General features: G+C 67.4%; 23 protein-coding genes and 3 tRNA genes. 11 read left to right on the forward strand and 15 right to left on the reverse strand.

Annotation, left to right across the window (positions count from 1 at the left end; all coding sequences use genetic code 11):
* Positions 1-18: 18 nt before the first annotated feature.
* From ACLHG5_RS11985 to ACLHG5_RS12010, 6 genes are all read right to left on the reverse strand, one after another.
* A complete protein-coding gene (locus tag ACLHG5_RS11985; protein ID WP_411316508.1) occupies positions 19-1467 on the reverse strand; it encodes a GH1 family beta-glucosidase in 1449 nt (482 codons plus the stop codon).
* Positions 1464-2369, reverse strand: coding sequence for a carbohydrate ABC transporter permease (locus tag ACLHG5_RS11990; protein ID WP_411316507.1), 906 nt, complete (start codon positions 2367-2369; stop codon positions 1464-1466). Before ACLHG5_RS11990 ends, ACLHG5_RS11985 begins: the two co-directional genes overlap by 4 nt.
* A complete protein-coding gene (locus ACLHG5_RS11995; RefSeq protein WP_411316506.1) occupies positions 2366-3397 on the reverse strand; it encodes a carbohydrate ABC transporter permease in 1032 nt (343 codons plus the stop codon). Before ACLHG5_RS11995 ends, ACLHG5_RS11990 begins: the two co-directional genes overlap by 4 nt.
* Positions 3398-3501: 104 nt before the next feature.
* Positions 3502-4809 carry an ABC transporter substrate-binding protein gene (locus tag ACLHG5_RS12000; RefSeq protein ID WP_411316505.1) on the reverse strand — a complete coding sequence of 436 codons (1308 nt, stop codon included), beginning with the start codon at positions 4807-4809 and terminating at the stop codon, positions 3502-3504.
* Between the two features lie 232 nt (positions 4810-5041).
* Complete coding sequence (locus tag ACLHG5_RS12005) at positions 5042-5539, reverse strand: hypothetical protein (RefSeq protein WP_411318969.1); 498 nt, start codon at positions 5537-5539, stop codon at positions 5042-5044.
* A gap of 15 nt (positions 5540-5554) precedes the next feature.
* A complete protein-coding gene (locus ACLHG5_RS12010) occupies positions 5555-6844 on the reverse strand; it encodes an MDR family MFS transporter (protein ID WP_411318970.1) in 1290 nt (429 codons plus the stop codon).
* Positions 6845-7016: 172 nt separating this feature from the next.
* On the opposite strand from ACLHG5_RS12010, the gene ACLHG5_RS12015 reads away from it, so the two are divergent.
* Positions 7017-7877 carry a D-alanyl-D-alanine carboxypeptidase family protein gene (locus ACLHG5_RS12015; protein WP_411316503.1) on the forward strand — a complete coding sequence of 287 codons (861 nt, stop codon included), beginning with the start codon at positions 7017-7019 and terminating at the stop codon, positions 7875-7877.
* 40 nt (positions 7878-7917) lie between these two features.
* Here the strand turns inward: ACLHG5_RS12015 and pgm are convergent, their stop codons facing one another.
* Positions 7918-9540 carry a phosphoglucomutase (alpha-D-glucose-1,6-bisphosphate-dependent) gene (pgm, locus tag ACLHG5_RS12020; RefSeq protein ID WP_411318971.1) on the reverse strand — a complete coding sequence of 541 codons (1623 nt, stop codon included), beginning with the start codon at positions 9538-9540 and terminating at the stop codon, positions 7918-7920.
* A gap of 40 nt (positions 9541-9580) precedes the next feature.
* Between pgm and pheA the strand changes: the two genes are divergently transcribed.
* Positions 9581-10537, forward strand: a complete 957-nt coding sequence (pheA, locus tag ACLHG5_RS12025; RefSeq protein WP_411316501.1) for a prephenate dehydratase — start codon at positions 9581-9583, stop codon at positions 10535-10537.
* A gap of 7 nt (positions 10538-10544) precedes the next feature.
* On the opposite strand, the gene ACLHG5_RS12030 is transcribed toward pheA, so the two are convergent.
* The gene (locus ACLHG5_RS12030; RefSeq protein WP_411318972.1) at positions 10545-11663 is read right to left on the reverse strand and encodes a diacylglycerol/lipid kinase family protein; all 1119 of its coding nucleotides are present in this window, start codon (positions 11661-11663) and stop codon (positions 10545-10547) included.
* A 39-nt stretch (positions 11664-11702) separates the two neighbouring features.
* Between ACLHG5_RS12030 and serS the strand changes: the two genes are divergently transcribed.
* The 4 genes from serS (at position 11703) to ACLHG5_RS12050 (ending at position 14074) form a co-directional block, all read left to right on the forward strand.
* The gene (serS, locus tag ACLHG5_RS12035; protein WP_411316499.1) at positions 11703-12968 is read left to right on the forward strand and encodes a serine--tRNA ligase; all 1266 of its coding nucleotides are present in this window, start codon (positions 11703-11705) and stop codon (positions 12966-12968) included.
* A complete protein-coding gene (locus tag ACLHG5_RS12040; RefSeq protein WP_411318973.1) occupies positions 12965-13777 on the forward strand; it encodes an HAD family hydrolase in 813 nt (270 codons plus the stop codon). The genes serS and ACLHG5_RS12040 overlap by 4 nt, the downstream gene beginning before the upstream one ends.
* Positions 13778-13821: 44 nt before the next feature.
* A tRNA-Ser gene (locus tag ACLHG5_RS12045) sits at positions 13822-13909 on the forward strand.
* A gap of 75 nt (positions 13910-13984) precedes the next feature.
* Positions 13985-14074: transfer RNA gene (locus tag ACLHG5_RS12050), tRNA-Ser, on the forward strand.
* Positions 14075-14140: 66 nt separating this feature from the next.
* On the opposite strand, the gene ACLHG5_RS12055 is transcribed toward ACLHG5_RS12050, so the two are convergent.
* Positions 14141-14401 (reverse strand): hypothetical protein, encoded by a 261-nt coding sequence (locus ACLHG5_RS12055; RefSeq protein WP_411316497.1) that lies wholly within the window; start codon positions 14399-14401, stop codon positions 14141-14143.
* Positions 14402-14642: 241 nt separating this feature from the next.
* On the opposite strand from ACLHG5_RS12055, the gene ACLHG5_RS12060 reads away from it, so the two are divergent.
* Positions 14643-14715, forward strand: a tRNA-Arg gene (locus ACLHG5_RS12060).
* Between the two features lie 193 nt (positions 14716-14908).
* On the opposite strand, the gene ACLHG5_RS12065 is transcribed toward ACLHG5_RS12060, so the two are convergent.
* Positions 14909-15628: an SDR family oxidoreductase gene (locus ACLHG5_RS12065; protein WP_411318974.1), complete on the reverse strand. Its 720-nt coding sequence runs from the start codon at positions 15626-15628 to the stop codon at positions 14909-14911.
* 75 nt (positions 15629-15703) lie between these two features.
* Between ACLHG5_RS12065 and ACLHG5_RS12070 the strand changes: the two genes are divergently transcribed.
* Positions 15704-16348 carry a TetR/AcrR family transcriptional regulator gene (locus ACLHG5_RS12070; protein ID WP_411318975.1) on the forward strand — a complete coding sequence of 215 codons (645 nt, stop codon included), beginning with the start codon at positions 15704-15706 and terminating at the stop codon, positions 16346-16348.
* Here ACLHG5_RS12070 and ACLHG5_RS12075 read toward each other — a convergent pair.
* Genes ACLHG5_RS12075 through ACLHG5_RS12085 form a run of 3 tightly spaced genes read right to left on the reverse strand, consistent with a single transcriptional unit; the run spans position 16304 to position 18625 of the window.
* The gene (locus tag ACLHG5_RS12075) at positions 16304-16576 is read right to left on the reverse strand and encodes an Atu4866 domain-containing protein (protein ID WP_411316494.1); all 273 of its coding nucleotides are present in this window, start codon (positions 16574-16576) and stop codon (positions 16304-16306) included. The genes ACLHG5_RS12070 and ACLHG5_RS12075 overlap by 45 nt on opposite strands.
* Positions 16573-17982 (reverse strand): amidohydrolase family protein, encoded by a 1410-nt coding sequence (locus tag ACLHG5_RS12080; protein ID WP_411318976.1) that lies wholly within the window; start codon positions 17980-17982, stop codon positions 16573-16575. Before ACLHG5_RS12080 ends, ACLHG5_RS12075 begins: the two co-directional genes overlap by 4 nt.
* 1 nt (position 17983) lies before the next feature.
* Positions 17984-18625, reverse strand: coding sequence for an Atu4866 domain-containing protein (locus ACLHG5_RS12085; protein WP_411318977.1), 642 nt, complete (start codon positions 18623-18625; stop codon positions 17984-17986).
* A 279-nt stretch (positions 18626-18904) separates the two neighbouring features.
* On the opposite strand from ACLHG5_RS12085, the gene ACLHG5_RS12090 reads away from it, so the two are divergent.
* From ACLHG5_RS12090 to ACLHG5_RS12100, 3 genes are all read left to right on the forward strand, one after another.
* Positions 18905-19774: a helix-turn-helix domain-containing protein gene (locus tag ACLHG5_RS12090; RefSeq protein ID WP_411318978.1), complete on the forward strand. Its 870-nt coding sequence runs from the start codon at positions 18905-18907 to the stop codon at positions 19772-19774.
* 291 nt (positions 19775-20065) lie between these two features.
* Positions 20066-20503, forward strand: coding sequence for a hypothetical protein (locus tag ACLHG5_RS12095; RefSeq protein ID WP_411318979.1), 438 nt, complete (start codon positions 20066-20068; stop codon positions 20501-20503).
* Entirely contained in the window at positions 20500-21936 is a 1437-nt protein-coding gene (locus ACLHG5_RS12100) for an FtsX-like permease family protein (protein WP_411318980.1), read from the forward strand. The genes ACLHG5_RS12095 and ACLHG5_RS12100 overlap by 4 nt, the downstream gene beginning before the upstream one ends.
* On the opposite strand, the gene ACLHG5_RS12105 is transcribed toward ACLHG5_RS12100, so the two are convergent.
* Both ACLHG5_RS12105 and ACLHG5_RS12110 read right to left on the reverse strand, forming a co-directional pair.
* Complete coding sequence (locus ACLHG5_RS12105; RefSeq protein ID WP_411318981.1) at positions 21902-22858, reverse strand: class C sortase; 957 nt, start codon at positions 22856-22858, stop codon at positions 21902-21904. The two genes, ACLHG5_RS12100 and ACLHG5_RS12105, sit on opposite strands and share 35 nt — an antisense overlap.
* A gap of 57 nt (positions 22859-22915) precedes the next feature.
* Entirely contained in the window at positions 22916-24415 is a 1500-nt protein-coding gene (locus ACLHG5_RS12110) for a SpaH/EbpB family LPXTG-anchored major pilin (protein ID WP_411316486.1), read from the reverse strand.
* Between the last annotated feature and the right edge of the window lie 72 nt (positions 24416-24487).

Raw genomic sequence — 24487 nt, forward strand, 5'->3', positions numbered from 1 at the left:
TAGTGAGCCGCCGCTGCGCTAGATCGTCCGGTCGGAAATGATTCGTCGATAGGCCAGGGCGCTGTCTTTGAGGGTGCGCTCCTGGGTGTCGTAGTCGACGCGCACGAGACCGAAACGCTTCTCGTAGCCCCACGCCCACTCGAAGTTGTCCATGAGCGACCAGTAGAAGTAGCCCTTGACGTCGATGCCGTCGTCGATCGCGTCGAGCACGGCGTCGAGGTGGCTGCGCAAGAACGTCACGCGCTCGGCGTCGTGCACCCGGCCGTCGTCGGTGAGCTCGTCGTCGTAGGCCGCCCCGTTCTCGGTGACGTAGAGCGAGACTCCCGCCGGTCGGGCGTAGTCCGTGTCGATGCGCTTGAGCAGTCGCGTGAGTCCCTCGGGCTGAACCTCCCAGCCCATACCCGTCTCGGGCAGACCGCGCGGGTGGTTGAAGACGCCCTCCGCCGCGGGGTAGGGCGAGCGTTTCGGTCGCTCGGACGGCGCACCGGTCGTCTTCGGGGCGGCCGTCGGGCGGTCGCTCACGAAGTCGCCGTGGTAGTAGTTCACGCCGAGCACATCGATCGGTGTCGAGATCGTGGCCAGGTCGCCGTCGCGGATGTGGTCGACGAGCCCGAACTGGGCCACGTCGGCGAGCACATCGACGGGATACTCGCCCCGGAAGATCGGGTCGAGGAAGAACCTGTTGAACTGGCCGTCGATGCGCCGTGCGGCGTCGAGGTCGCCGGGCGACGTGGGGTCGACCGGGTCGGCGACCGTGAGGTTGAGCGTGATGCCGAGCTCGAGCGACGCGTCGCGTTTGCGCAGCTCTTCGATCGTGAGCCCGTGGGCGAGGAGCAAGTGGTGGCCGGCCGCGAGACCGGCCGCGGGGTCTTGGCGTCCCGGAGCGTGCTCGCCCCCGATGTAACTCAAGAACGACGAGCACCACGGCTCGTTGAGCGTCGTCCACGCGTCGATGCGGTCGCCGAGCACATCGTGAACCGTCGCGGCGTATTCCGCGAACAGGTAGGCGGTGTCGCGATTGGCCCAGCCGCCCTTCTCCTCGAGAGCCTGCGGAAGATCCCAGTGGTAGAGCGTGAGCCACGGCTTGATGTCGGCCTCGAGCAGCTCGTCGACGAGCTTCGAGTAGAACCCGAGACCCTTCTTGTTGGGCTGGCCGCCGTCGGGGCGCACGCGTGACCACGACGTCGAGAAGCGGTAGGTCTGCACGCCGAGGTCGGCCATCATCGCGACATCCTGCGGATACCGGTGGTAGTGGTCGCACGCGACGTCGCCGTTGTCTCCGCGCACGACGGCCCCCGGCACGCGACTGAAGGCGTCCCAGATCGAGTCGGTGCGGCCGTCTTCGTGGGCCGCTCCCTCGATCTGGTATGCCGCGGTCGCGACACCGAACAGGAAGTCGTGGGGGAAGGATCGCGCAGGGCGATCCGCGCGCTCGCTCGAGGCGTGCGCTTCGATCAACTGGGTCATCCCTTTACTGCTCCTTGCATGATTCCGGAGATCAACTGTTTGCCTGCTATGACGAAGAGTACGAGCAACGGGAGAGTTGCGAGCACCGCGCCGGTGAGCACGATCGAATAATCGACGTAGAAACCGGACTGGAGTTGGCTCAGCGCCGTCTGCAGGGTGGGGTTGGTGGGGTTGAGCACGATGAGCGGCCACAGGTAGTCGGTCCACGCGGCCATGAAGGTGAAGAGCCCGAGGATGGCCATCGCCGGGCGAGCGGCGGGCACCGCGACGTTGAGGAACGTGCGGAACTGGCCCGCGCCGTCCACCCTCGCGGCTTCGAGCAGCTCGTCGGGGATGACATCCACGAGGTATTGGCGCATGAAGAACACGCCGAACGCGGTCACGAGGGTCGGCACGATGACGGCGCCGAGTTCGCCGGTCCAGCCCAGCTCGCGCATGACGATGAAGAGCGGGATGATGCCGAGCTGCGTCGGGATCGCCATCGTCGCGATGACGAAGATCATGAGCTTGTCGCGACCCTTGAACTTGAGCTTCGCGAAGGCGTAGCCCGCGAGGGTCGAGAACGTGATGACCGAGATGGTGATGACGCCCGAGACGAAGAGGCTGTTTCCGAGCGCGAGCCAGAACGGCACGGCGTCGAGCACGATCGCCGCATTGGCGAAGAAGTTGCCCCCGGGCAGGAGCGGCAGGGTCTCGCCCCGGGTCGCGTTCGTTCCGCTTCCGACGACGAACGACCACCACAGCGGATAGGCCGAGCCGAGAAGGAACGCGGTGAGGAGGCCATAGGCGAGGAAGCCCGGTCGGGTTCCGATCCCGGAGAACGACCGGCCGCGACGCGTGTCGCGCGGTGCCCGCTTGGTGCCTTCGGGCGCGAGGGGCGCCGCCTGCAGTTGTGAGGTCATGAGCGGCGTCCAGACTTTCTCTTGGAGGTCTTGCCCTGGTCGGCGAGGTTGTCGGCGGTCGCGATGCGCCTCGAGATGAGGAAGTTGATGAGACCGATTCCGACGATGAGGAGGAAGAGCAGCCACGCGATCGCGGCGGCCTTGCCGAAGTCCCCTCGGAAGAACGCCATCTCCCACAGGTAGAGCACGGTGGTCTGGAACTGGCGGTCGGAACCGCCGATGCCCCCCGCGTTCGACACGTCGAAGAGACGCGGTTCGGCGAAGATCTGCAGCCCGCCGATGGTGGACGTGATGATGACGAAGATGAGGGTGGGGCGGATGCTCGGAATCGTGATCGAGCGGAAGCGACGCACGGCGCCCGCGCCGTCGATCGCGGCCGACTCGTGCAGGTCGCGAGGCACGGCTTGCATGGCGGCGAGCAGGATGAGCGCGTTGTAGCCCGTCCACCTCCAGTTGACCATCGTCGCGATCGCGAAGTGGCTCGCGAGCACGTCGTTCTTCCACTGGACGGGGTCGATGCCGACGACGCCGAGGACGTTGTTGACGAGACCCGACGTCTCGTTGAACATGCTCGAGAAGATGAGGGCGACGGCAACAGGGGTGACGACGTAGGGGAGCAGCACGCTCATGCGCCAGAACGTCTTGGCTTTGAGCGCCTGGTCGAGGATCGCGGCGATGATGAGCGCGAAGGTCAGCTGGGGCACGGTGCTGATGATGAAGATGCTCAGGGTGTTGCGGATCGAGTTCCAGAAGAACCGGTCGTTGAGGATCTCCACGAAGTTCGCGAACCCGACGAACGCGCCCTGGCCCTGCAGGAGCTCCCAGTCGTGAACCGACACGACGAGCGTGTAGACGAGCGGAAAGAGGCCCGTGACCGCGAAGAGGAGGAAGAACGGCGAGATGTAGAGGTAGGGCGAGACTCTGAGGTCGAAACGACTGAGTCGCTGACGGAAGGTGAGCCGCTCGGTCGTCGCCGTCGGGGCGGGAGTGTCACCGCGCGTCGGCGGGCGACTGATGGTCGAAGTCATGGAGTGTCTCCTCGTCGAGGCGGGTGGTGGTGCGGTGTGGGCGTGAGGCCCCCGGTCGTCGCCGAGGGCCTCACGCGGTGATGGTGCTGGGTGACGCGTGCGACCTAGTCGACGAGCTCGCCGAGCAGCGTGATGGCCTCGTCCCAGGCCTCGTCGGCAGTCGCCTCGCCGCGGTCGATCTTGTCGAGCGGCGGGCCGAAGACGTTCTCCTGGATGAGCGAGTCGTCCGGTCCCTTGAACTGCGCCTGCACGCCGACGGCACGCTCGGCGAGGATCTCACCGGTCGGGGCGTCGTTCAGGATGGGGTCGGTCTCGCCCGCGGTCGCGAGCTCCTCTTGAGCTGCGATCGTGCTCGGGAAGGTTCCCGCAGCCTCGAACGCCTTGACCTGCTGGTCGGCTTCGGTCAGCCACGAGGCGAGGGCTGCGGCCTCTTCGGGGTGCTCGGAGGTCACGGGAACCGAGAGGAACGCTCCACCCCAGTTGGCCGGGCCGCCGGGGAAGACGTCAGCGAAGTCCCACCCGGTGGATGCGTCGCCGCCGCCGGTCTCGAGGCTTCCCTTGAGGTTCGCGAGCATCCATCCGGGGCACACGAACGTGGCGAAGGACTGGTCGACGAACGACCGGCCCTGGTTCCAGTCCCACTCCTGCTGGGCGGCGGAGAGGCCGTCGTCGGCAGCGTCGGTCAGGAGGGTCCAGCGCTCGGCGAGCTCGGGGTTGTTCTCGACGTTGAGTTCACCGTCGGCGGTGTAGTAGCCCTCGGGGAGCTGGTTGACCATGGCGTTCCAGACGAATCCCGACTGGTCGTACCAGGCCTTGCCGGTGGCCTCGTTGTATTCGCGGCCCACGTCGAAGAAGCTCTCCCAGGTGGCGTCCTCCCCGCCGAGGTAGTCGGCGAAGCCCTCGCGGTCGCTCGGGAGACCGGCAGCCTCGAGTGCGGGGCCGTTGAAGCACATGCCCTCGGGGCCGATGTCGGTTCCGTACCCGATGACGCGGCCCTCGGAGTCGGTCGCCTGCTCGTACTTCCAGTCGAGCCAGTCGCCGGAGCGCTCGTCGATGCCGTATTCGGTGAGGTCGACGAACTGGTCGCTGACCTCCATGATCTGGCCGAGCCATCCCTCTTCGATCGCTGTGACGTCGGAGAGTCCGGAGCCGGCCGCGATCTTCGTGAACGCGTCGGTGCGGGCGTTTCCGCCCGTGTCGATGTTCGTCGCCTCGATCGTGATGCCGGGGTTCGCCTCTTCGTACTCGTCGTAGAGGTCGTCGAACCCCATCTGGTTGAAGGTCGTCACGGTGAGCGTGATCTCGCCGTCTGCCGAGCCGCTCCCACCGCCTGACGAACAACCTGTCGCGAGAAGGGCGAATGCTGCTGCGCCGGCTATCGCCGTCGCCGTCGTGCGTCGTGAAGACCTCACGGTCACTCCTTTGTGTGCGTGGAAGGGAACGTGAGAGCGCTCCCACCACAGGCGTGAGAGCGCTCTCACGATAGTGTTCGCTACCCTGACATCCCCGCGCCGTGCCTGTCAAGAACTTTCTGAGAGCGCTCCCACGCCGAGCCGCCCCGCCCTGCCCCATTCCCCGCGCCCACCGAACGCAGTTTCCGCGAGCGAATGCCGGATCGGGCATCCCCTCGCGGAAACTGCGTACTCAGCGGCGCGCGGTGGGGCCGGGGGTGGGGGTGGCGGGCGCGGAGCTCGCAGCGGGGTCGGCGGCGCGGCCGGGGTCGACGAGCGCGCCCGTCGTGTCGGCGGCGCTCTGCGCGAGGAGCGCGGCATCCTCGTCGGCCGACTCCTGAATGGCCGACTTCTCGCGCAGCGGGGTCGCCTTGAGGAAGAAGCTCAAGACGAACGCGACGAGCACGACGCACAGGCTCACCCAGAAGACGCTCACGGCCGCGGTCGCGAACCCCTCGAGGAACGGTGCCGCGAGGCGGGGGTCGGCGTCGCTCAAGAACGACGTGTCGCCGTCGAGGGCACCCGAGAGCTTCGACGGGTCGGAGAGCAGCGAAAGGATGCCCGCGTTGGCGGGGTCGGCCTGCACCGAGGGGTCGGCGGCGAGCGTCTGCAGCGACTGCTGGGTCGACGTGCGCGAGAAGATGGCCGTGAGGGTCTCCGGAATCCGCGTGAACAGCACGGAGAAGATCACCGCGGTGCCGAGGGTTCAGCCGATCTGACGGAAGAACGTCGAGCTGGATGTCGCGACGCCGATGTCCCTCGGCCCGACCGCATTCTGGATCGCGATCGTGAGCGTCTGCATGAGCTGGCCGAGGCCGAGCCCGACGAGGAGCATGCCGCCCATGAGAAACCACACGGGCTTGTCGTAGGTCGCGAACGTGAAGTAGAAGAAGCCCGCGGCCATGAGCCCGGTTCCGATGATCGGGAAAGGCTTGTATTTGCCGGTGCGGCTGATGATCTGCCCGCTCACGATCGACGAGATCATGAGCCCGCCGATCATGGGGAGGGTGAGGAATCCGCTCTCGGTCGGGGTGGCCCCGTTGACGAGCTGCAGGTACAGCGGGATGGTCATGAGGGCACCGAACATCCCGAACCCGACGAGCACACCGAGCACGGTCGCCATCGAGAATGTCGGCGAGCGGAAGAGCTTGAGGGGGATGAGCGCGTCGTCTTTCATGAGCTTCTCGGCGACGATGAATCCGATGATGCCGAGCGCCCCGACCACGTAGCACGCGATGGCGATGCCCGACGCCCAGCCCCACTCGCGCCCCTGCTCGGCGACGAGGAGCAGCGGAACCGCGGCGACGATCACGAGGGCGGCGCCCCACCAGTCGATGCGCACCGAGCGCGTGGCGCCGCGGGGCAAGTGCAGGAAGCGCAGCACGATCGCCATGGCGACGATGCCGATGGGGATGTTGATGAGGAACACCCAGCGCCATCCGGTGACGAAGAGGATCTCGTCGGCGCCCGCGAAGAGCCCCCCGACGAGCGGGCCGATGAGGCTCGAGACGCCGAAGACGGCGAGGAAGTAGCCCTGGTATTTGGCGCGTTCGCGCGGGGCGAGGATGTCTCCCATGATGGTGAGCGGGAGGGCCATGAGTCCGCCGGCCCCGAGCCCCTGCACGGCGCGGAAGATCGCGAGTTCGTACATGCTCGTCGCGAATCCGGCGAGTAGCGAGCCGACGAGGAAGACCGTGATCGCGATGATGAAGAGCGGCCGGCGACCGAAGATGTCGCTGAGCTTGCCGTAGATCGGTGTGCTGATGGTCGAGACGATGAGGTAGGCCGTGGTGACCCACGCCTGGAGGCTCAGCCCGTCGAGGTCGTCGGCGATCGTGCGCATCGACGTGCCCACGATGGTCTGGTCGAGCGACGAGAGGAACATGCCGCCCATGAGACCGAAGATCACGAAGAGGATCTGCCGGTGCGTCATCTTGACGCTCGGGTTGGCGACGGCCGCGGCGCGGGCGGTGGACGTGGAGGTGGCGCGGGACATGGGGCTCCGAAGTGAAGAAGAGGGTGACGAGAAGCGGAGGCGAACGCACGACGCCGCCGGTCACGCGGACCGACGGCGGCAAAATATTGCGTTGACTGCAAAGTTACACCCGCCGCAAGACTCTGGCAATACTCTCTTCGGTCAGATGCAGACCGGCGAATATGATCGGCAGGTGTTCCGACCCGCCACCCCTCGAACCGCCACGCGCCCGGCCGCCACTCGCCCGGCCGTCCTGCGCGCGGCCGCGACGCTCGCGGTCGCGGCCCTCGTGCTCACGGGGTGCGCGACGGATCGGGAGCCCCTCGAACTCGTGCCGGTGCCCGACGCGTCGGCGCCGCCATCCGCGAGCCCCTCGCCCAGTCCGACACCCAGCCCGACACCGTCGCCCACCCCCGAGCCGACGCCCGACGAGCCCGCCTTCGACGGTGACGCGTTCTCTCTCGACGACCCGAACAGCATCTGGGTCGTGAGCAACAAGCTCCGGCCGCTCGACCCGATCGACTTCGTGCCACCCGATCTCACGAGCGCCGCGGTGCCCTTTCAGGCGAACGCCGACCTGCGCGCCGAAGCCGCGACAGCGCTCGAGCGGATGTTCGCCGCCGCGACCGCCGAGGGGGTCGGCGCTCTGCAGGTGCAGAACGCCTACCGCTCGTTCGCGACGCAGACGAGCGTGCACGACAGGCTCGTCGCGCAACTCGGGGTCGAGCAGGCCCGCGCGCAGAGTGCGCGCCCCGGCTACAGCGAGCACCAGACCGGGCTGAGTGCCGACATCATGGCGGCCTCCGGAGTGTGCTCGATCCAGGCGTGCTTCGCCGACACCCCCGAGGGCGCCTGGCTCGCCCAGAACGCGTGGCGGTTCGGTTTCCACTTGCGCTACCCCGCCGACAAGCGTGCCGTGACGGGCTACGTGTTCGAGCCGTGGCACTACCGCTACGTCGGCGTCGACCTCGCGACCGAGATGCGTGACACCCGCGTCACGACGCTCGAGGAGTTCTTCGGCCTGCCCGCCGCACCCGACTACGCGCCGGAGTAGCGCCGGCAGTCAGCACAGACCCCGCGGTCACCGCGCCCGCTCAGCCCTCGAGCGCCGCGTCGACGATCGCCTTCGCCTCCGCCTGCACGAGCGCGAGGTGCTCGGCTCCGCGGAACGACTCGGCGTAGATCTTGTAGACGTCTTCGGTGCCGCTCGGCCGGGCCGCGAACCACGCGTTCTCAGTCACGACTTTCACGCCGCCGATCGCCGCGCCGTTGCCTGGTGCCTCGCTCAAGCGCGCGACGATCGGTTCGCCCGCGAGCTCCGTGGCGGTGATGGCGGCGCCGTCGAGCTTTGCGAGCCGCGCCTTCTGCTCTTTGGTCGCGACGGCGTCGATGCGCTCGTATGCCGGTGAACCGAACCTCTCGGTGAGGTCGGCGTAGAGCTGCGACGGCGTCTTGCCCGTGACCGCGATGATCTCGCTCGCGAGCAGGGCGAGGATGATGCCGTCTTTGTCGGTCGTCCACGTCGAGCCGTCGCGGCGCAGGAAGCTCGCGCCCGCGGACTCTTCGCCGCCGAACGCGACCGTGCCGTCGACGAGCCCGGAGACGAACCACTTGAAGCCCACGGGAACCTCGGTGAGGGTGCGCTCGAGCGATTCGGCGACGCGGTCGATCATCGAGCTCGATACGAGGGTCTTGCCGATCGCGGCATCCGCTCTCCACTGCGGGCGATGCGTGTAGAGGTATTCGATTGCGACCGCGAGAAAGTGGTTGGGGTTCATGAGGCCGCCGTCGGGGGTGACGATCCCGTGCCGGTCGGCGTCGGCGTCGTTGCCCGTGAGCACATCGAAATCGTCTTTGTGCTCGAGAACGGATGCCATCGCCGACGCCGACGACGGATCCATGCGGATCTTGCCGTCCCAGTCGAGGGTCATGAACGCCCACGTCGGGTCGACGAGCCCGTTGACGACGGTGAGGTCGATGTCGTACTTCTCGGCGATGAGCTGCCAGTAGTGCACGCTCGCGCCGCCGAGGGGGTCGGCGCCGATGCGCACGCCCGCCGAGCGGATCGCGTCGAAGTCGATGATCGTGGCGAGGTCGTCGACGTAGCGGCCGCGGTAGTCGTAGGTGTCGACGGCGCTCGGCTCCGCTCGCTTGACGTCGACGCTGCCCGCGGCGATGAGGTCGTTGGCGCGCGCGGCGATCCATCCGGTCGCGTCGCTGTCTGCGGGACCACCGTGCGGGGGGTTGTACTTGAACCCGCCGTCGCGCGGCGGGTTGTGGCTCGGGGTCACGACGATGCCGTCGGCCTGAGGCTCGCCCGGGTGCGCGAGGTTGTAGGCGATGATCGCGTGGCTCAGCGCCGGGGTGGGCACGAAGTCGTCGAACTCGTCGACGAGCGCGTGCACGCCGTTCGCTTCGAGCACTTCGAGTGCCGTCGTCTCGGCGGGGCGGGAGAGGGCGTGGGTGTCGCGTCCGATGAAGAGGGGCCCGGTGACGCCCTGCTCGGCGCGGTACTCGACGATCGCTTGCGTGATGGCGGCGATGTGCGTCTCGTTGAAGGCGCTGTCGAGTGAGGAGCCGCGGTGGCCCGAGGTGCCGAACACGACCTTCTGGTCGGGGTTGTCGACATCCGGAACCAGTCGGTAGTAAGCCTCGACGAGAGCGTGCACATCGATGAGGTCGGATTCTTGAGCCTTCTGGCCCGCGCGAGCGTTCATGTGCCCAGTCTTCCATTCACGGGGCCGTTAGGCTCCCCTCATGCCCGAGCGTGATCAGCAGTCTTCCGCGACCTACAGCTATCTGGGCCCCGCGGGTACGTTCACCGAGGCGGCTCTCGCGCAGGTTCCGGAGGCGGCGGGCAAGCCGTGGCGCTCGGTCAACAACGTGGGCGAGGCTCTCGACGACGTCGTGTCGGGCCGCAGCGTCGCCGCGATGATCGCGATCGAGAACTCGGTCGAGGGCGGGGTGTCGGCGACCCAGGACGCCCTCGCCCGCATCCCCGATCTGCGCATCATCGGCGAATACCTCGTGCCGGTCAACTTCGTGCTGGTTGCCCGGCCGGGCACGACGCTCGACGACGTCACGGTCGTCAACGCGCACCCGGTCGCCTACGCGCAGTGCCACCTGTGGCTCGACGCGACCCTCCCGACGCACGGCCACATCCCCGCGACCTCCAACGTCGCGGCGGCGTCATCGCTCTTCGACTCCGATCTCGCCGACGCCGCGATCGCGCCTCCGACGATCACGAAGCACCACGACCTCGTCGTGCTCGCCGAGAACATCGGAGACAACCCGCACGCCGTCACGCGCTTCGTGCTCGTGAGCCGCACCGTGTCGACGCCGCCGTCGACGGGTGCCGACAAGACGAGCATCATCGCGGAGCTCCCGGATGACCGCGCGGGCGCCCTGCTCGAGATGCTCGAGCAGTTCGCGACCCGCGGGGTCAATATGAGTCTCCTCGAGTCGCGCCCGATCGGCGATGCTCTCGGGCGCTACCGGTTCGTGATCGACCTCGACGGGCACATCCTCGACGAGCGCGTGGCCGACGCCCTGCTCGGCCTCAAGAGGTTCAGTCCGAGCGTCATCTTCCTCGGGTCGTACCCTCGGGCCGACAAGGCCGAGATCGAGGTCACGGAGCGCTACGGTGACGCAGCCTTCGTCGAGGCGCGCGACTGGTTGCGCGGCCTCATCGCGGGGGAGCCGAGCGCGAGCTGACCGCCGCTCAGGAGTCGGCGGGCACTTTGACGAGCAGGGCGAGGGGGTCGACGCTCGCTTTGAGCGCCACGAGCTCGCCGAACGCGTCGCCGTCGAGCTCGAACTCCTCGGCGCGACCGAGTCGCACGACGAGGTCTTTGCCCTTGAGGTAGCGCAGGGTGCGCACCTCTTTCGTGAGGCTCATGATCTTGCGCCCCACCTGGCTGCGCCGCAGCACGCCGTTCTCCCACACGATCTTGACCCAGATCTGCACCCATCCGAAGAAGCCTTCGGGGCGCAGCGCGACGATGTCGAACTCGCCGTCGTCGACCGCGGCGTCGGGCAGCAGGAGGATGTTGCCCGGGAGCGACCCGCAATTGCCGATGAGCACCGTGTGCACGCGCACGGTGCGGTTTCCCTGGCCGTCGAGGTTGTAGCGGATGTTGAGGCGGTTGTTGCCCTTGAGCGACTTGCGGATCGCGTCGACGTAGGCGATCCACCCCACCCTCTTCTTGAGTTCGGGGTCGGTGTTGGCGATCATCTGGGCGTCGAGGCCGAGCCCCGCCATCACGAGGAAGATGAAGCGCTCGCGGCTCTCGTCGGGCCGCTGCACCTCGACGACACCGAGGTCGATCGGGCGGTCGCGACCCGTGAACGCCGTGCTGACCGACTTGTCGAGGTCGTCGAGAGTCAAGTGCAGGTTGCGTGCGAGGAGGTTTCCGGTTCCCGAGGGGAGGAGGCCGAGCGGAATCCGGGTTCCACGCAGCGCTTCGGCGACAGAACGCACGGTGCCGTCGCCTCCCGCCGCCATGACGACGTCGACGTCGTGCTCGAGGGCCTCGCGTGTCACGCGCTCGCCGGGGTCCTCGACGGATGTCTCGAACCACACGGTGCTCTGCCACCCGGCAGTCTTCTCCGCGGCCGCCACCGACGCCCGAAGCTTCGCGATGTTGACCTTGATCGGGTTGTAGACCACGGCGGCGCGCTTGTCGACGCTCGCGGGAGCATCCGCGTGAGCCTCGGTCTTCTTCGCGGCCTTCTCGGCGGCGATGCGGGTCGATCGCGAGTCGCTCGCTCGAGTCGCTTCGGCGGCCGCCGTGCGGGCCGGCTCGGCGGGGTGAGACGAGTCGTTCTCATGGCGGGACACGCGTAAATCGTATGCCACCCGCGAAGTAAGGTGGATGGCGTGATCGACCCGCAGCTTCTCCGCGAGAATCCCGATGTCGTGCGTGCCTCACAAGCGGCTCGGGGTGACTCGATCGACCTCGTCGACTCGGCCCTCGCCGCCGACGCCGCCCGCCGCGCGGCGATCAGTTCGTTCGAGACTCTCCGCGCCCAGCAGAACGCGTTCGGCAAGACCGTGGCCGCCGCACCGAAGGCAGAGAAGGCCGCGCTCGTCGCGCAAGCGCAAGCGCTCGCCGCCGAGGTGAAGGGCGCGAGTCAGGCCGCGACCGAAGCCGAGTCCGACTTCGCGGCGATCGTCGGGAGCATCGCCAACCCCATCATCGACGGCGTTCCGTCGGGGGGCGAAGAGGACTTCGCGCTCATCAAGACCGTCGGCGAGGTGCCGTCGTTCTCGTTCGAACCCCGCGACCATCTCGACCTCGGCGAACGCCTCGGGGCGATCGACATGGCTCGCGGAGCCAAGGTGTCGGGCGCTCGCTTCTCATTCCTCACCGGAATCGGTGCGCGACTCGAGATCGCCCTCATGAACATGGGTCTCGATCGCGCACTCGCCGGCGGGTTCATCCCCCTCATCACCCCCACGCTCGTGAAGCCCGAGATCATGCGGGGCACGGGGTTCCTCGGCGAGCACGCCGACGAGGTCTACCACTTGCCCGCCGACGACCTCTACCTCACCGGCACGAGCGAGGTCGCCCTCGCGGGTTTCCACGCCGACGAGATCCTCGACCTCGGTGCCGGCCCTCTGCGCTACGCGGGCTGGTCGACGTGCTACCGCCGTGAAGCGGGGTCGGGCGGCAAAGACACTCGGGGGATCATCCGGGTGCACCAGTTCAACAAGCTCGAGATGTTCGCCTACGTGCTTCCCGAGAACGCCGAGGCCGAGCACGAGAGACTCCTCGCCTTCCAGGAGGGGATGCTGCAGGATCTCGGTCTCAGCTACCGCGTGATCGACACCGCGGCGGGCGACCTCGGGTCGAGTGCGGCGCGCAAATACGACGTCGAAGCGTGGATCCCCACGCAGGGCAGCTATCGCGAGCTCACGAGCACGAGCAATTGCACGACGTATCAGGCGCGTCGGCTCGACATCCGGTATCGCACCGAGTCGGGCAAGACGGCGCCCGTCGCGACGCTCAACGGCACCCTCGCGACGACGCGCTGGCTCGTCGCCCTGCTCGAGACCCACCAGCGCGAAGACGGGTCGGTCGTCGTGCCCGAGGCGTTGCGCCCGTACCTCGGCGGCCTCGACGTGATCGAGCCCACCGCATGACCGTGGCGCCCGACGAGCGGTTGCTCATCGCCCTCGACATCGACGGAACGGTCATGCTCGAGAGCGGCGAGATCACGCCCGCCGTGATCGAGCAGGTTCACCGCATGCGTGACCTCGGTCACGAGATCATGCTCTCGACGGGGCGGTCGGTGTCGATGACGACCCCCGTGCTCGAAAGGCTCGACATCTCTCCGCAGTTCGTCGTGTGCTCGAACGGGGCGATCACCCTCGCGCGCGATCCCGACGCGCCGACGGGCTATTCGCGGCACCACGTCGAGACCTTCGATCCCTCTCGCGTGCTCACGACGGTGCGCGCGAGTCTCGAGAACGCGAGCTACGCGGTCGAAGACGACGACGGGCTCTACCGCTACGCCGGCCGCTTTCCCGACTCGACCCTGGGTGCCTCGAGCGTGCAAGTGGAGTTCGACGAACTGCTGCGTCACCAGGCCACGAGGGTCGTCGTGATCTCGCCCGAACACGACGTCGAAGAGTTCTTGTCGATCGTGGACAACATGGGCCTCCACCGCGTGAGTTACACGGTCGGGTGGACCGCGTGGCTCGACATCGCTCCCGACGGCGTCAACAAGGCGACGGCGATGGAACGGGTGCGCACCGAGCTCGCGATCGACCGCTCGCGCGTGATCGCGATCGGCGACGGTCGCAACGACATCGACATGCTCGCGTGGGCGTCGGAGCACGGCCGCGGCATCGCGATGGGTCAGGCCCCCGACGATGTGCGAGCGGTCGCCAACGGTTCCACCTCGACCGACCTCGACGACGGGGTCGCGCTCGTGCTCTCGGGTCTCTGAGGCGATCGAGTGATCATCGGCTAAGCTCGCCCCGCAGGAAATCTGGAGGGCTGTCCGAGCGGCCGATGGAGCCAGTCTTGAAAACTGGTGATGTGAAAGCATTCGTGGGTTCGAATCCCACGCCCTCCGCCAGAGGCCGCTCGGCGAGACGAGATGTTCCGTGAACGGCCGTCGAGCGCGAGGCGGCTATGATGGTTCGAGCAACTGGGAGACGTCGCATAGTTCGGCCTAGTGCACCACCCTGCTAAGGTGGAGAGCCCTCTAAGGGCTCCGTGGGTTCAAATCCCACCGTCTCCGCACAAGACACTCCGCTGTCGATCACGGAATCACTCGAGGTCCCTGACTTCAGGCGCTCGACCGCCGCTAGTTGATGCAGTTGCAGACGAGCCTGCGCCAGTCGGTGTTCCTCGCGGTGAGACCGCGTTTCGTGGCGAGATAGAACGCGCCGTCCTGCTCCACGACTTCGGCGACGGTCACCGTCACTTTGTGTTCGACATCGGCCACGCGCCAGCGCGTCGCGGACAGCGCTTCGATGCGGTGCTGGCCGTCGGGGTTCCAGAAGAGCACCGCAGCGCCTTCGCCGCGAGGCAGTTCGATATCGGTGAGTGTGGGTCGGGCATTCATGCTGCGTTCCTATGGCCGGGGAACGGGACTGCGGCCACCCCCCGTGGCCCGTGCATCCATTCGTCTTTCGAGTGTCATCGGTGGTGAGCGCGCGCGCAACGCCCCCGAATTGGGGCACTCCGTTCCGTCACAGTACGCGCACTTTCGGCGTTCGACCCTGGCAGAGCTCATCAGCGGGAGCGTGCGAGTGGCACGCCCGCGCGCTGGTATAGTCTCTAAGTCGGCTTTCGGGCCGAAGGATGCGCCCGTAGCTCAGCGGATAGAGCAATTGACTACGGATCAATAGGCCGGGGGTTCAAATCCCTCCGGGCGCACGACGAGATGACCCCGTGAACTTCGTGTTCACGGGGTTTTTCGTTGTTCGAAGGGGTCGAGTCCCACGGAAGCCCCACACGTGTTTTCGCTTGCTCCTCATTCATGAGCAGTGGAGCCGCTGGAAGCCTGCTGTGCCGGCCGCGAGTATGTCGAGCCGCAGGGACCGTGCGGTAAGCGTCGTTGGATGACTGCCTACCGGGTGCCGCCGTACTCTGCGGGCACCAGGTCCATGCGGGCTTCGCCGGTCCTGATCAGGCGGAGGATCGCGTCCGCAACCTGTTCCGGTGAGTCGAAGTCGGCGCCCGCTGTCATCTCCTCGGCGTCGGCTCGACCCGCCCGGATGGAGGCGAGGAACTCAGTACTAGTGGCGAAGGGGATCAGGGTGGACACGGTGATTCCTGACCCGTCGAGCTCACGGCGACTGATCGCCGAAAGGCGTTCGAGAGCGATCTTGGTGGCGACGTACGCGCCGGTGCCGGGGATGTCCGCGAAGGTCGTCCCTGAGCTGACGTTGATAATTCTCCCGGAGTGCTGGTGCCGCATCGCCGGGAGCACGGCTTGCATCATTGCGAGCGGCGCAACGAGATTCAGTTCGAGCAATGCGCGAAAGTCATCCAGCGCCACCTGTTCCGTCCTGGCCTGCAGGCCTTGGCCAGCATTGTTCACGAGCACGTCGATGCGTTCGAAGGCGTCGAGAGTCGCGCGCACGAGCGATTGAACCTGTACCTGGTCGGTGACGTCGCATCGCACTGCGACGGCCCGGTCCAGCTCACTCGCCAGCGCCGAGATGCGGTCCTCTCGTCGGGCAGCGAGGACAACACGTGCCCCCGCCCGCGATGCGGCTCGTGCGGTGGCGGCTCCGATACCGGATGACGCTCCCGTGATCACAACCACTGAGTCTGTGATGTCCACTTCTTCTCCTGTCGACGGGTGCCGTGCGGCACGTGCAGCACATTACGCTACTGAGTCGTATCGTAATAGCGGGAGATGACATACTCTCGTGAGGTGAAGACACCCAGCACAGCTCGACCCGACGCTCAAGGTCGAGGGAGCGGCCGACCATTCGACCACTCCGGAGACACCTCGATCCTGGCGAGTGCTCTCGAGCTGCTGGCGGAACGTGACTACGAACGTCTCACCGTGGATGAGGTCGCCGCTCGTACAGGCAGGGCCAAGACGACGCTGTACCGGAGATGGCCGACGAAGGAAGAACTCGTCCTAGCCGCTATCCGTTCTGCCGGGCAACCCCCCGAAGTCGAAGCTCTCCCGGATCTCGGTTCTCTCCGATCGAACCTCCTGGCGGTTGTCGATTCTCCGTGGCTCGGCGGGCCGGACAGGCGGTTGGCGATCTTCGCCGGGCTCGCCTCGGCCACGCGCACGTCGGAGCGGCTTGCCGGCGTCATTCGATCCGAGATCACCGAACCCTATGTCGAGGTCTACCGGCGCCTACTGTTCCGCGCGATTGACACCGGGGAGGTTGCCCCGGCGTTCGTCGCCAGCATCCCCACTCTGGCCGAGGTGATACCGGCCATGAGCACACACCGCCTGCACACCCACCCAGCCCCCGTCGAGCGGGCGTTCTTCGTCTCAGTGGTCGACGATGTCGTCCTCGCCGCCCTGGGTTCGAGGTGACTGGCGGAACATCACCATCCCCGCATGGAACAGCACATCGTCGCGAAACTCCCCGTCGGCCGAGAAGCCAGTGTCGTCGCGGTAGTAGATCATCGTGCCCTCGACCCGGTAATCGCCGGTGTACGCGGCTTCCCGGCTGCCGCGCGCCTCGGAGTAGCGGCCATCGGGTAGCAGCCGTTGCCGGATATTTCCGTCGGCGGTGACCCAGAGTCCGGCGAAGGGGTTCACTGCCCGGCCGCCCGGCGGGTGATGTCGTCACGAGACCGTATGACGACGTCGCGGAGCTCGTCGATGTCGTCACCGACCAGCGCTCCATCCCACTTGCGGGGGTTTCCCGCGACGAGAACGGTGTCGATGTTTCGCGGGTCGGTTCCCAGCACGAGCGTGCCGACCGCGTCGTTGAGGGGCATGTTGTTGATGTCGTTGGCGCGCACGATGAGGATGTCCGCGTCCTTGCCCGGGGTCACCGACCCGGTTACATGGTCGAGGGCGTTGGCCTTCGCGCCCTGAAGCGTCGCGAAGTCGAGCACATCCCGGGTGGTGATGCGGCTCGGCAGGCGAGTGCTGCCATACGCGCCGTTCGTGGCGCGCATGCGTTGGATCGCGTGCAGGGTTCTCATCTGGGTGAACATGTCGCTGGCCAGGGCAACTTCCACGTCGATGCTGAGGGCGGGGCGGATTCCGGCTGCGAGCGCCTCGTCGACCGCGGGAATCGCGGTTTCGAGGCCAATCTGGGCATCGGATGTGGGGGCGAGCGACACCGATACGCCAGCATGACCCATCGCTGCCCACGCATCAGGCGTGAGACCGGTGGAGTGGACGAGGGTCAGGGTGGGGTCGAGGATGCCCTCTTCCGCCCAGCGCACGATCGCCTCCGACGAGGGGACGCCGAAAACCGCGTCGATGCTCGTCCATATCCCGAGGTCACGGGCGAGGGCGGCGAGACCGGGGCCGTAGGCAATCGCCGGGCCCGCAATCTCGTCGGTCGACAGCGCAGCCAGACGAACGCTCACCAGCCCGTTGTTCGCGCCCTGGAACGCATCGACCATCCGTTCCAGGTCGGCCGGCCACTGGTGATCCCATTCCCCGAAGTGCGGGCCCATTGACGCGTGAATGCCGCGGATTCCGGTGTCGATGAGGGCAGAGATGGCCGCATCCGAGTGCGCTGTAGTACGAGAGTTGTGCGAGAAGTCCAGCATGCTGGTGATGCCGGAGTCCAGCGCGGTGAGCGCCGCGAGGCGTGTGCCGACGTACATGTCGTGTGGTGTGTAGCTCGGGGCGATGCCCGCGAGTGTGGACGTGACATAGTCACCGAGGTCATTCACATCGGGGATGCTGCGACGCAGTTGGCTTTCCCATGCGTGCCGGTGAGTGTCGACGAAGCCCGGGCTCACGATGGAACCTCGTGTGTCGATGACTAGGGCGGATGCTGCGACAGCTCCGTGTTCGCGGTCGGAACGCAGATCGGCACCGACAGCGACTATCCGGGTCCCGATGATGAGCACGTCGCCGGAGTCCATATCGGGCACGTCCGGATCCATCGTGACGACGGCTCCGCCCGACAACAGGATGGGGCGAGCGTGCAGGTGCGCCTGGGTGACGTCGTCGAGGGTGTGGTGGTGGGTGGTGGGCACGTCAGTGTCCTTCCTTCGCGGGGGATGTGGGGGCGGTGGCGCGACGGAAGGTGTAGCCCGCGTGCTGCAGGACGCCATCGACGAACTCTCCGAAGGCCCAGAAGCCGAGGTCGTCGCGGTAATCGATCCGAGTGCCCGTGATCCAGAAGTCGCCCTGGTAGGCATGCTCGCGCCCACCTCGAGTCTCGTCATACCGGCCATCGCCGGTCAGGTGCTGGTGCACGAAGTCGTTCTCGTCGATCCATGTGCCGAGCCGCTGCGGATCGATCTCGGCGTCGCGGGCGTTCGTTCCCTCAACGGATCCGCCAACGGATCCGCCAACGGCCGAGCCGTCCCAGCGGGTGACGACACCGTCGACCACGAGAACCGGCACAGGGCACTGCGCATCAAGTAGACGCAGTGCGGTGTCGGCGCTGGTCTCGTCAGAAAGCGCGGGGATGAGCGCGAATGTGGCGGGGTTACCGGGCGCGATCGCGAAGGGGCTACGAAAACCGTCGTCCCGGAGTCCCGCCCGCTGTGCCGCGTCGATCGCGGCGGGCACGAGGACGTAACCGTCGCAGTCGATCACGATCGCGCCATCATCGTCCGCCGCGCTGAGAAGACCGGGCCCGATTCCGACAACCCGCGATCCGCCGAGCAGCACGTCTGCCCGGGCGAAGTCACCGATGAGGGAGTCTCCCGTGACGATTCGGGCATCGCCGAACAGGAGCGGTTGCTGTCGGTCAGTGTGCTGATGGGTGATGGCCCGGAGAAGCTCCGGGGTGAATGGGGAGGTCATGAGGCGTCCAAACTGCAAGGTCCACGTCGGCGGGTTCGCCGGCATCATCCAGCGTCGCCGCGCAGCGGATCCGGGAACAGGCCGCGATATGCCGGGGTGCACTGCGCCCTGTCTTGTGACCAATTGGGCAGCTACGGTCGAAGAATGGGCAGCACCGAACTGGGCATCTTTCTTGCGTCGCGGCGGGGACACGTCACGCCCGACGATGTCGGGCTGACCTCTCGCCCCGGGCGGCGAGTGTCGGGCCTCCGCCGCGAGGAGGTCGCGATGCTTGCGGGAGTGAGCGTCGACTACTACGCGCGCCTCGAGCAGGGCAGGGAGCGGAATCCGTCGCCCTCGGTGTTGAACGCCATTGCCGGCGCATTAAATCTCGACGCGGACCTCAGCGAACACGTCTTCCGACTGGCCGATCTGGCCCCCGCCGAGCGTCAGCCCGTGCGCGACTCCCTAGACCCATCCCTGTGGGGCCTCCTGGCATCCTGGGCCCACACTCCCGCGCTGATCATCAACAGGCAGCTCGACATCCTCGCCCACAACGACATCGCTGCAGCCCTGTACTCCGACTTCGCGCGTGTGGACAACATCGTGCGGATGACGTTCACCGATCCCGCCGGTCGGGATTTCTTCGCGGACTGGGCGCGGGCCTCCGAGGCCTGCGTGGCGAATCTTCGACTCGCCTTCGGCCACCCGAGAAGCCATGAGAACGCCGCCGCGCTGGTCGCAGAGATGCAGGCAGCCAGCGCGGAATTCCGCCTGCTGTGGGGTCGGCACAGTGTGCGTGGCAAGACCAGCGAGGCGAAGGCCTTCCATCATCGGGCCGTTGGTGATCTGGTTCTCGGGTTCAACGCGTTCGACGTTCGCGGCTCACCCGGACAGCAGCTCATCGTCTACCAGGCCGTCGCCGGAACGTCGAGTCACGACAAGCTCCGACTTCTGGGAGCGCTGGCCGCAACGAATGTAGACGACCACCCAACATCGGGTCGGCGCCATGAGATCAAACGGATGCCGATCTAGAAGGTCGCATAAACCACGGGATAACAAGCCTCCACGCCCGTAAGCCATCAGGCACAGCCTGAACGCACCCCGGTGGTCGCGAGTGACCGAACGTCCGGGCTTCTCGTGCAGGTCGCCCTTCGCCTTCAGTCGCGCTTCAGGGCTCACCTCCCTCCGGGCGCACCACCGAGACAAGACCCCGCGAGATCATCCGCGGGGTCTTTTTTCGTCTCTCCCACGTCATCCTCACGGGCGACGCCCGCCACCCTGCCGGCGGATGCTTCCCGGGCTCCCGGAATCCACCATGGAGATATGAAATCCAATCGAATCGCCCTCGCCAGCCTCGTTCTCACCGTGCCCGTCGTTCTCACGCTCTCCGGATGCTCGGCCTTCGATGAGGTCGTCTACCGGGAGGCCTCGTCGGAGTACGCCGACGCGCCTGCCCTGAACGCGGAGTGGGACGGCGACGCACCCTGGGTGCCTCGTGATGCCACCGACATCCGCGTCGCGCAGTCGACGAGGGCGGCCGATGCGACGATCCTCCTGTCGAGCGGCCTCGAGCTCGACCCCGAGCTGTGCGCGGAGGTTCCGCGCCAGTCATCGCCCACCATGAGCGTCGACGACGCCCCCGACGTGTTCGCGATGGACACCGTGTTCGCGTGCGGAGAGTGGGCGGTCGGCCAGACGCCCACCGGATGGCTCGGGTGGACCCCCGCGCATCCCGACGAGACCGAGCAGTCCCCGTCATGACCGCGCGGAACGCCGCAGCGTGGTGGCGGGAGAGAGGGGTGATCCCGAGCATCCTCGTCGCCGCGATCTCGAGCGGCTACGGAGTGGTGCTGCTCGTCGCGACCCAGTACATCGGTGCGCTTCTCGCGGCAGACCCCTACGTCGGCGGCACGCAGACCCTCGCGATGGTCACGAGCATTCTGTCGTCGCTTCTCATCGGGGTCGCGATGTTCTCCGCGGGAATCGTCACGACGAACACCTTCTCCGCGATCGTCGCGGGGAGAGCCCGCGACATCGCCCTCCAGAGGGTGCTCGGGTCGAGTGCGCGACGCCAGCGCTCGGTCGTGTCGATGCTGGGCCTGCGTGTCGGAGCCCTGGGAGGCGCGGTGGGCGCCGTCGTCGGAGCCGCTGTCGCGGCGGCTGCCGTGAGCCTGCTCCCGCGGCTCGTCGGACTGCCCGCCGTCGAACTCCGATGGCTCGACGTCTCGCTTCTCGCGCCCCCGGCGGCTGTCGTGCTGACGACGTGGGCGGCTGCCCACATCGGGTCGCGCCGCGTTCTCACGGTGTCGCCCATGCAGGCGCTCGGCGGCTCGGTCGAGGCGTCGACCGAGCAGATCTCCGCCCGCCGCGGACGACACGCGGTCGCCATCGCGCTCCTCGTCATCGGGTCTCTCGGCATCGCCGGCGGAATCGTCGTCGGTCTCAGCTCGCCCGTCGGCGTCGTCCTCGCGTTCTTCGGCGGCCTTGTCTCGTTCGTCGGCATCGCGCTCGCCGCACCGCTCGTGATGCCCCCGCTGCTTCGTCTCGCGGGAGCGACCGCGGGCGCATCCGCACCGGGGAGACTGGCTGTGCAGAACTATCGGCGCTACCCCGAGCGCTCCTCGCGCGCCGCCGTGGGCATCACGATCGGGGTGACCCTCGTGACGATGTTCGTCGTGGGGGCGGAGTCGACGCGGGCCGTGCTCACCGCGACCGGAGGGGGCACCCTCCCCCCGGAGATGGCCGCGACCCTCGACACGTTCACCATCACGATGGTGAGTCTCGTGGCGGTGACCGGCATCGTGGCGGGGGTGGGGGTCGCCAACCTCCTGGCCCTGAGCGTCGCCGAACGACGCGCCGAGCTCGGCTTGCTGCGCACCCTCGGGCTCAGCGCGCGAGGTGTCTCGCGCATGATCTCGTGGGAGGCGCTGCACGTGACGGCCGCCGGCGTCGTCTCGGGCCTCGCCCTCGGCACGTTCTACGGGTGGGCGGGGGCGCAGTCGCTGCTCGGCAGTGTTCGCGTCGACATCACCGACACGAGCCCGGTGTCCACCTTCGTGTGGCCGGCTGTTCCGCCTGTGCCCCTTCTTCTCATCGTGGTCGCGACGGTCGTCGTGACCACTCTCGCCTCGGTCGCGCCGACACGGAGCGGATTCCGGGTCACGCCGGTGGAAGCGATTCGGGCGAGCGTGTAGAGAGGATGGGTTCCGCGGGCTCCGTTGCCGCTGTCGGCGTCACGCGCGGCGGTCGCCCGGAGATCCAGACGTAGGTGCCCGCCACGAGGATGGCCCCTCCGGCGCCGAACATCCACCACGGAAAGCCGGGCACATCGGGCGAGTCGCCCGCCGCGTCGAGGTCGGCCTGCGGGGTCGGCCGAATGCGTTCGGCCGTGACGAGGATGCGGTGGCTGTTGATTCCGAGGGGCGTGCACGTGACGAGGGTCATGAGGTCTTTGCCCGGCTGCACGAGCAGGCTCTCGGTGTCTTCGGGTTCGACGACGAGGGTCTCCCTCACCTGGTAGGCGAGCACCTCTCCGAAGACCTCGATCGTGAAGGTGTCCCCGACGTCGACTCGATCGAGGTTGCTGAAGAGTTCGGATGTCGCGAGCCCCCGGTGTGCGGTGAGCACGGAGTGTGTCGACGGCCCGCCGACGGGAAGTGCGGTGCCCTCGAGGTGGCCGACACCTCGCTCGAGCACTGCCTCGCTCGTGCCGTGGTAGATCGGCAGGTCGACGCCGATCGCCGGGATCTTCACGCGGGCCATGAGGCCCTCGCTGTCTCCGCGGAGCAGGGATCCGTACTGCTCCTCATCCTCCCCCTGGGGATCGTTGGCGAGGGGGAGCCGCTCGTTGGCGGCGACGGCCGCACCCGCGCCGCTGAGGTTCTGGTTGTAGTCGCGAGCTTCGGCGACGCGCTCGCGCAGGGTCTCGGCGCCGAGGTCGGTGATGCCCTCGGTGAGGCTGTCGATCTCGCGGGACTGCTCGACCGAACTGAACCACGCCGCGATCGCGGGGTAGAGCAAGAGCCCCACCCCCGCGAGGATGAGCGTCGCGATCGCGAGGGCGACGACCGACAACCGCCAGCGCGATCGCCGTCGGATGTCTCGCCTCGACACCACGGGCGAAGGCGGAGCACCCGGGGGGCGCCCCGCCTTCACCTCGAGCACGGTGCTCGATCACGCAGCCTCGTGTGCCAGGGCTGCGCGGCGACGCGACGCGACCATCGCCGAACCGAGGGCGAGCGCGAGGAGCGCTCCGCCACCGAGGCTGAACCACAGCGCTCCGTCTCCACCCGTGAGGGGCAGAGCGAAGGCCGGAACCTGGTCGTGCGCGAACTGCACGTAGTTCTGCACCGGGTCGACGACCGAGCTCGGGCCGGCCACGACCTGGGTCTGCACCTGTGCGGGCAGAGGCAACTGGAATCCCGCGGGCGGAGTGATCTCGCGGACGTAGTAGTTGCCGGGCGTGATGATCGGGATCTCCACGTAGCCGTCGGCGCCCGTCGTCCAGTTCTGGATGCCGTCGATCGACACGGGGTTCTGGCCGAGTGTCGCATCGTTCTGGTTGAGGAAGACCTGGTAGACCGCACCGGCGAGTGGCGTGCGGTTGGCCCCCTGGCCCTGGTAGGCGAACACGGTGAGCTGACCGATCGGCGTGCTGCCGGTGACCGTCTCGGTCGCGTCGTTCACGATGCTCGTCGCCGAGTTCGTGATGATGCCGTTGGACGGGATCGTCAGCGCGCGGCTGAGCACGGTGAGCGTGACCTCGCCTCCCTGCAACCCTGTCAAGCGCGTGAGGCCCGCCGGGGTGAAGGTGACCGTCACGTTCTGAGAGTCCGCGTCATACGCGAGCGTGTAATCGGTGCCGTCGACGAACGACTGCGGCAGATTGGCGGCGTTGCGCACGGTGACGCTCGTGGGGGCGACTCCGGCCGGTCCGGTCGGCAGGTATTCCAGCTCATCAGGCAGTGCATCGGTGAGCGAGAACGTGCTTAGGGTGTCTCCTGCCGCGAGTGTAGGAATGTCCGACGTGATCGCCCAGCGGATGAGGTCGGGGTTCCGTGCCTCGACGGTGTTCGGCAGTGCCGGCACGCGCGTCTTCGTGAGGTCGGTGACCGCGTTCTTGGGGTAGACGTGGACGTCGTAGATCCACTGGTTCGCGGGCGCGCCCGTCGGGCCCGTGGGGAACGGCAGAGTCACGAGGAAGGGCGCCGCCGGGTTCGTGGCACCCTCGGGCAGCACGGTTTCCGTCACGAGGTAGAGACCGATCGGCAGTGAGGCGCCGTCTTCGAATTCGGCCACTCCGTCGGTCCCGGTGGTCGCCGTGTAGGTGTCGTCGAGAGTGACTCGCGTCGCCGCGCTCTGCGGGGTCAGGTTCGAGACCTGGGTCCACCCCTCCGGCGTCGTGAGGTCGACACCCTGAACGAGCGCCGCGGTGAAGGTCGCGCCCGCGAGCGGGGTGCCCGGAACGGAGATCTCCTGACCGGTTCCGATCTGCTGACCGTTCTCGGGGCCGAGTGCGAACTTGTGGATGGTGAGAGTGCGGTCGATCGCCGGGTTGATGTTACCCGGCAGGGTCACCGCCTGTGCCGGTGCGATGGCGACGAACGCCGCCGCAGCACTCAGCGCGAGAACGCCGACTGCAGCGGAGACCCGCCGAATGATGGTGCTGGACATGGTTTTTCTCCTTGGTTGTGATGAGGAAGTGCTGATCAATTTGTGGTTATGGAAAGTCGTTATGAAGAGGCG

Source organism: Marisediminicola sp. LYQ85 (assembly GCF_046600695.1).
Classification (GTDB): Bacteria; Actinomycetota; Actinomycetes; order Actinomycetales; family Microbacteriaceae; genus Marisediminicola.

Bases quoted from the DNA above. Each gene is read 5' to 3' on its own strand.
- ACLHG5_RS11985 (WP_411316508.1), bottom strand. From the start codon at position 1,467: ATGACCCAGTTGATCGAAGCGCACGCCTCGAGCGAGCGCGCGGATCGC.
- ACLHG5_RS11990 (WP_411316507.1), bottom strand. From the start codon at position 2,369: ATGACCTCACAACTGCAGGCGGCGCCCCTCGCGCCCGAAGGCACCAAG.
- ACLHG5_RS11995 (WP_411316506.1), bottom strand. From the start codon at position 3,397: ATGACTTCGACCATCAGTCGCCCGCCGACGCGCGGTGACACTCCCGCC.
- ACLHG5_RS12010 (WP_411318970.1), bottom strand. From the start codon at position 6,844: ATGTCCCGCGCCACCTCCACGTCCACCGCCCGCGCCGCGGCCGTCGCC.
- pgm (WP_411318971.1), bottom strand. From the start codon at position 9,540: ATGAACGCTCGCGCGGGCCAGAAGGCTCAAGAATCCGACCTCATCGAT.
- pheA (WP_411316501.1), top strand. From the start codon at position 9,581: ATGCCCGAGCGTGATCAGCAGTCTTCCGCGACCTACAGCTATCTGGGC.
- ACLHG5_RS12040 (WP_411318973.1), top strand. From the start codon at position 12,965: ATGACCGTGGCGCCCGACGAGCGGTTGCTCATCGCCCTCGACATCGAC.
- ACLHG5_RS12055 (WP_411316497.1), bottom strand. From the start codon at position 14,401: ATGAATGCCCGACCCACACTCACCGATATCGAACTGCCTCGCGGCGAA.
- ACLHG5_RS12070 (WP_411318975.1), top strand. From the start codon at position 15,704: ATGACATACTCTCGTGAGGTGAAGACACCCAGCACAGCTCGACCCGAC.
- ACLHG5_RS12090 (WP_411318978.1), top strand. From the start codon at position 18,905: ATGGGCAGCACCGAACTGGGCATCTTTCTTGCGTCGCGGCGGGGACAC.
- ACLHG5_RS12095 (WP_411318979.1), top strand. From the start codon at position 20,066: ATGAAATCCAATCGAATCGCCCTCGCCAGCCTCGTTCTCACCGTGCCC.
- ACLHG5_RS12100 (WP_411318980.1), top strand. From the start codon at position 20,500: ATGACCGCGCGGAACGCCGCAGCGTGGTGGCGGGAGAGAGGGGTGATC.
- ACLHG5_RS12110 (WP_411316486.1), bottom strand. From the start codon at position 24,415: ATGTCCAGCACCATCATTCGGCGGGTCTCCGCTGCAGTCGGCGTTCTC.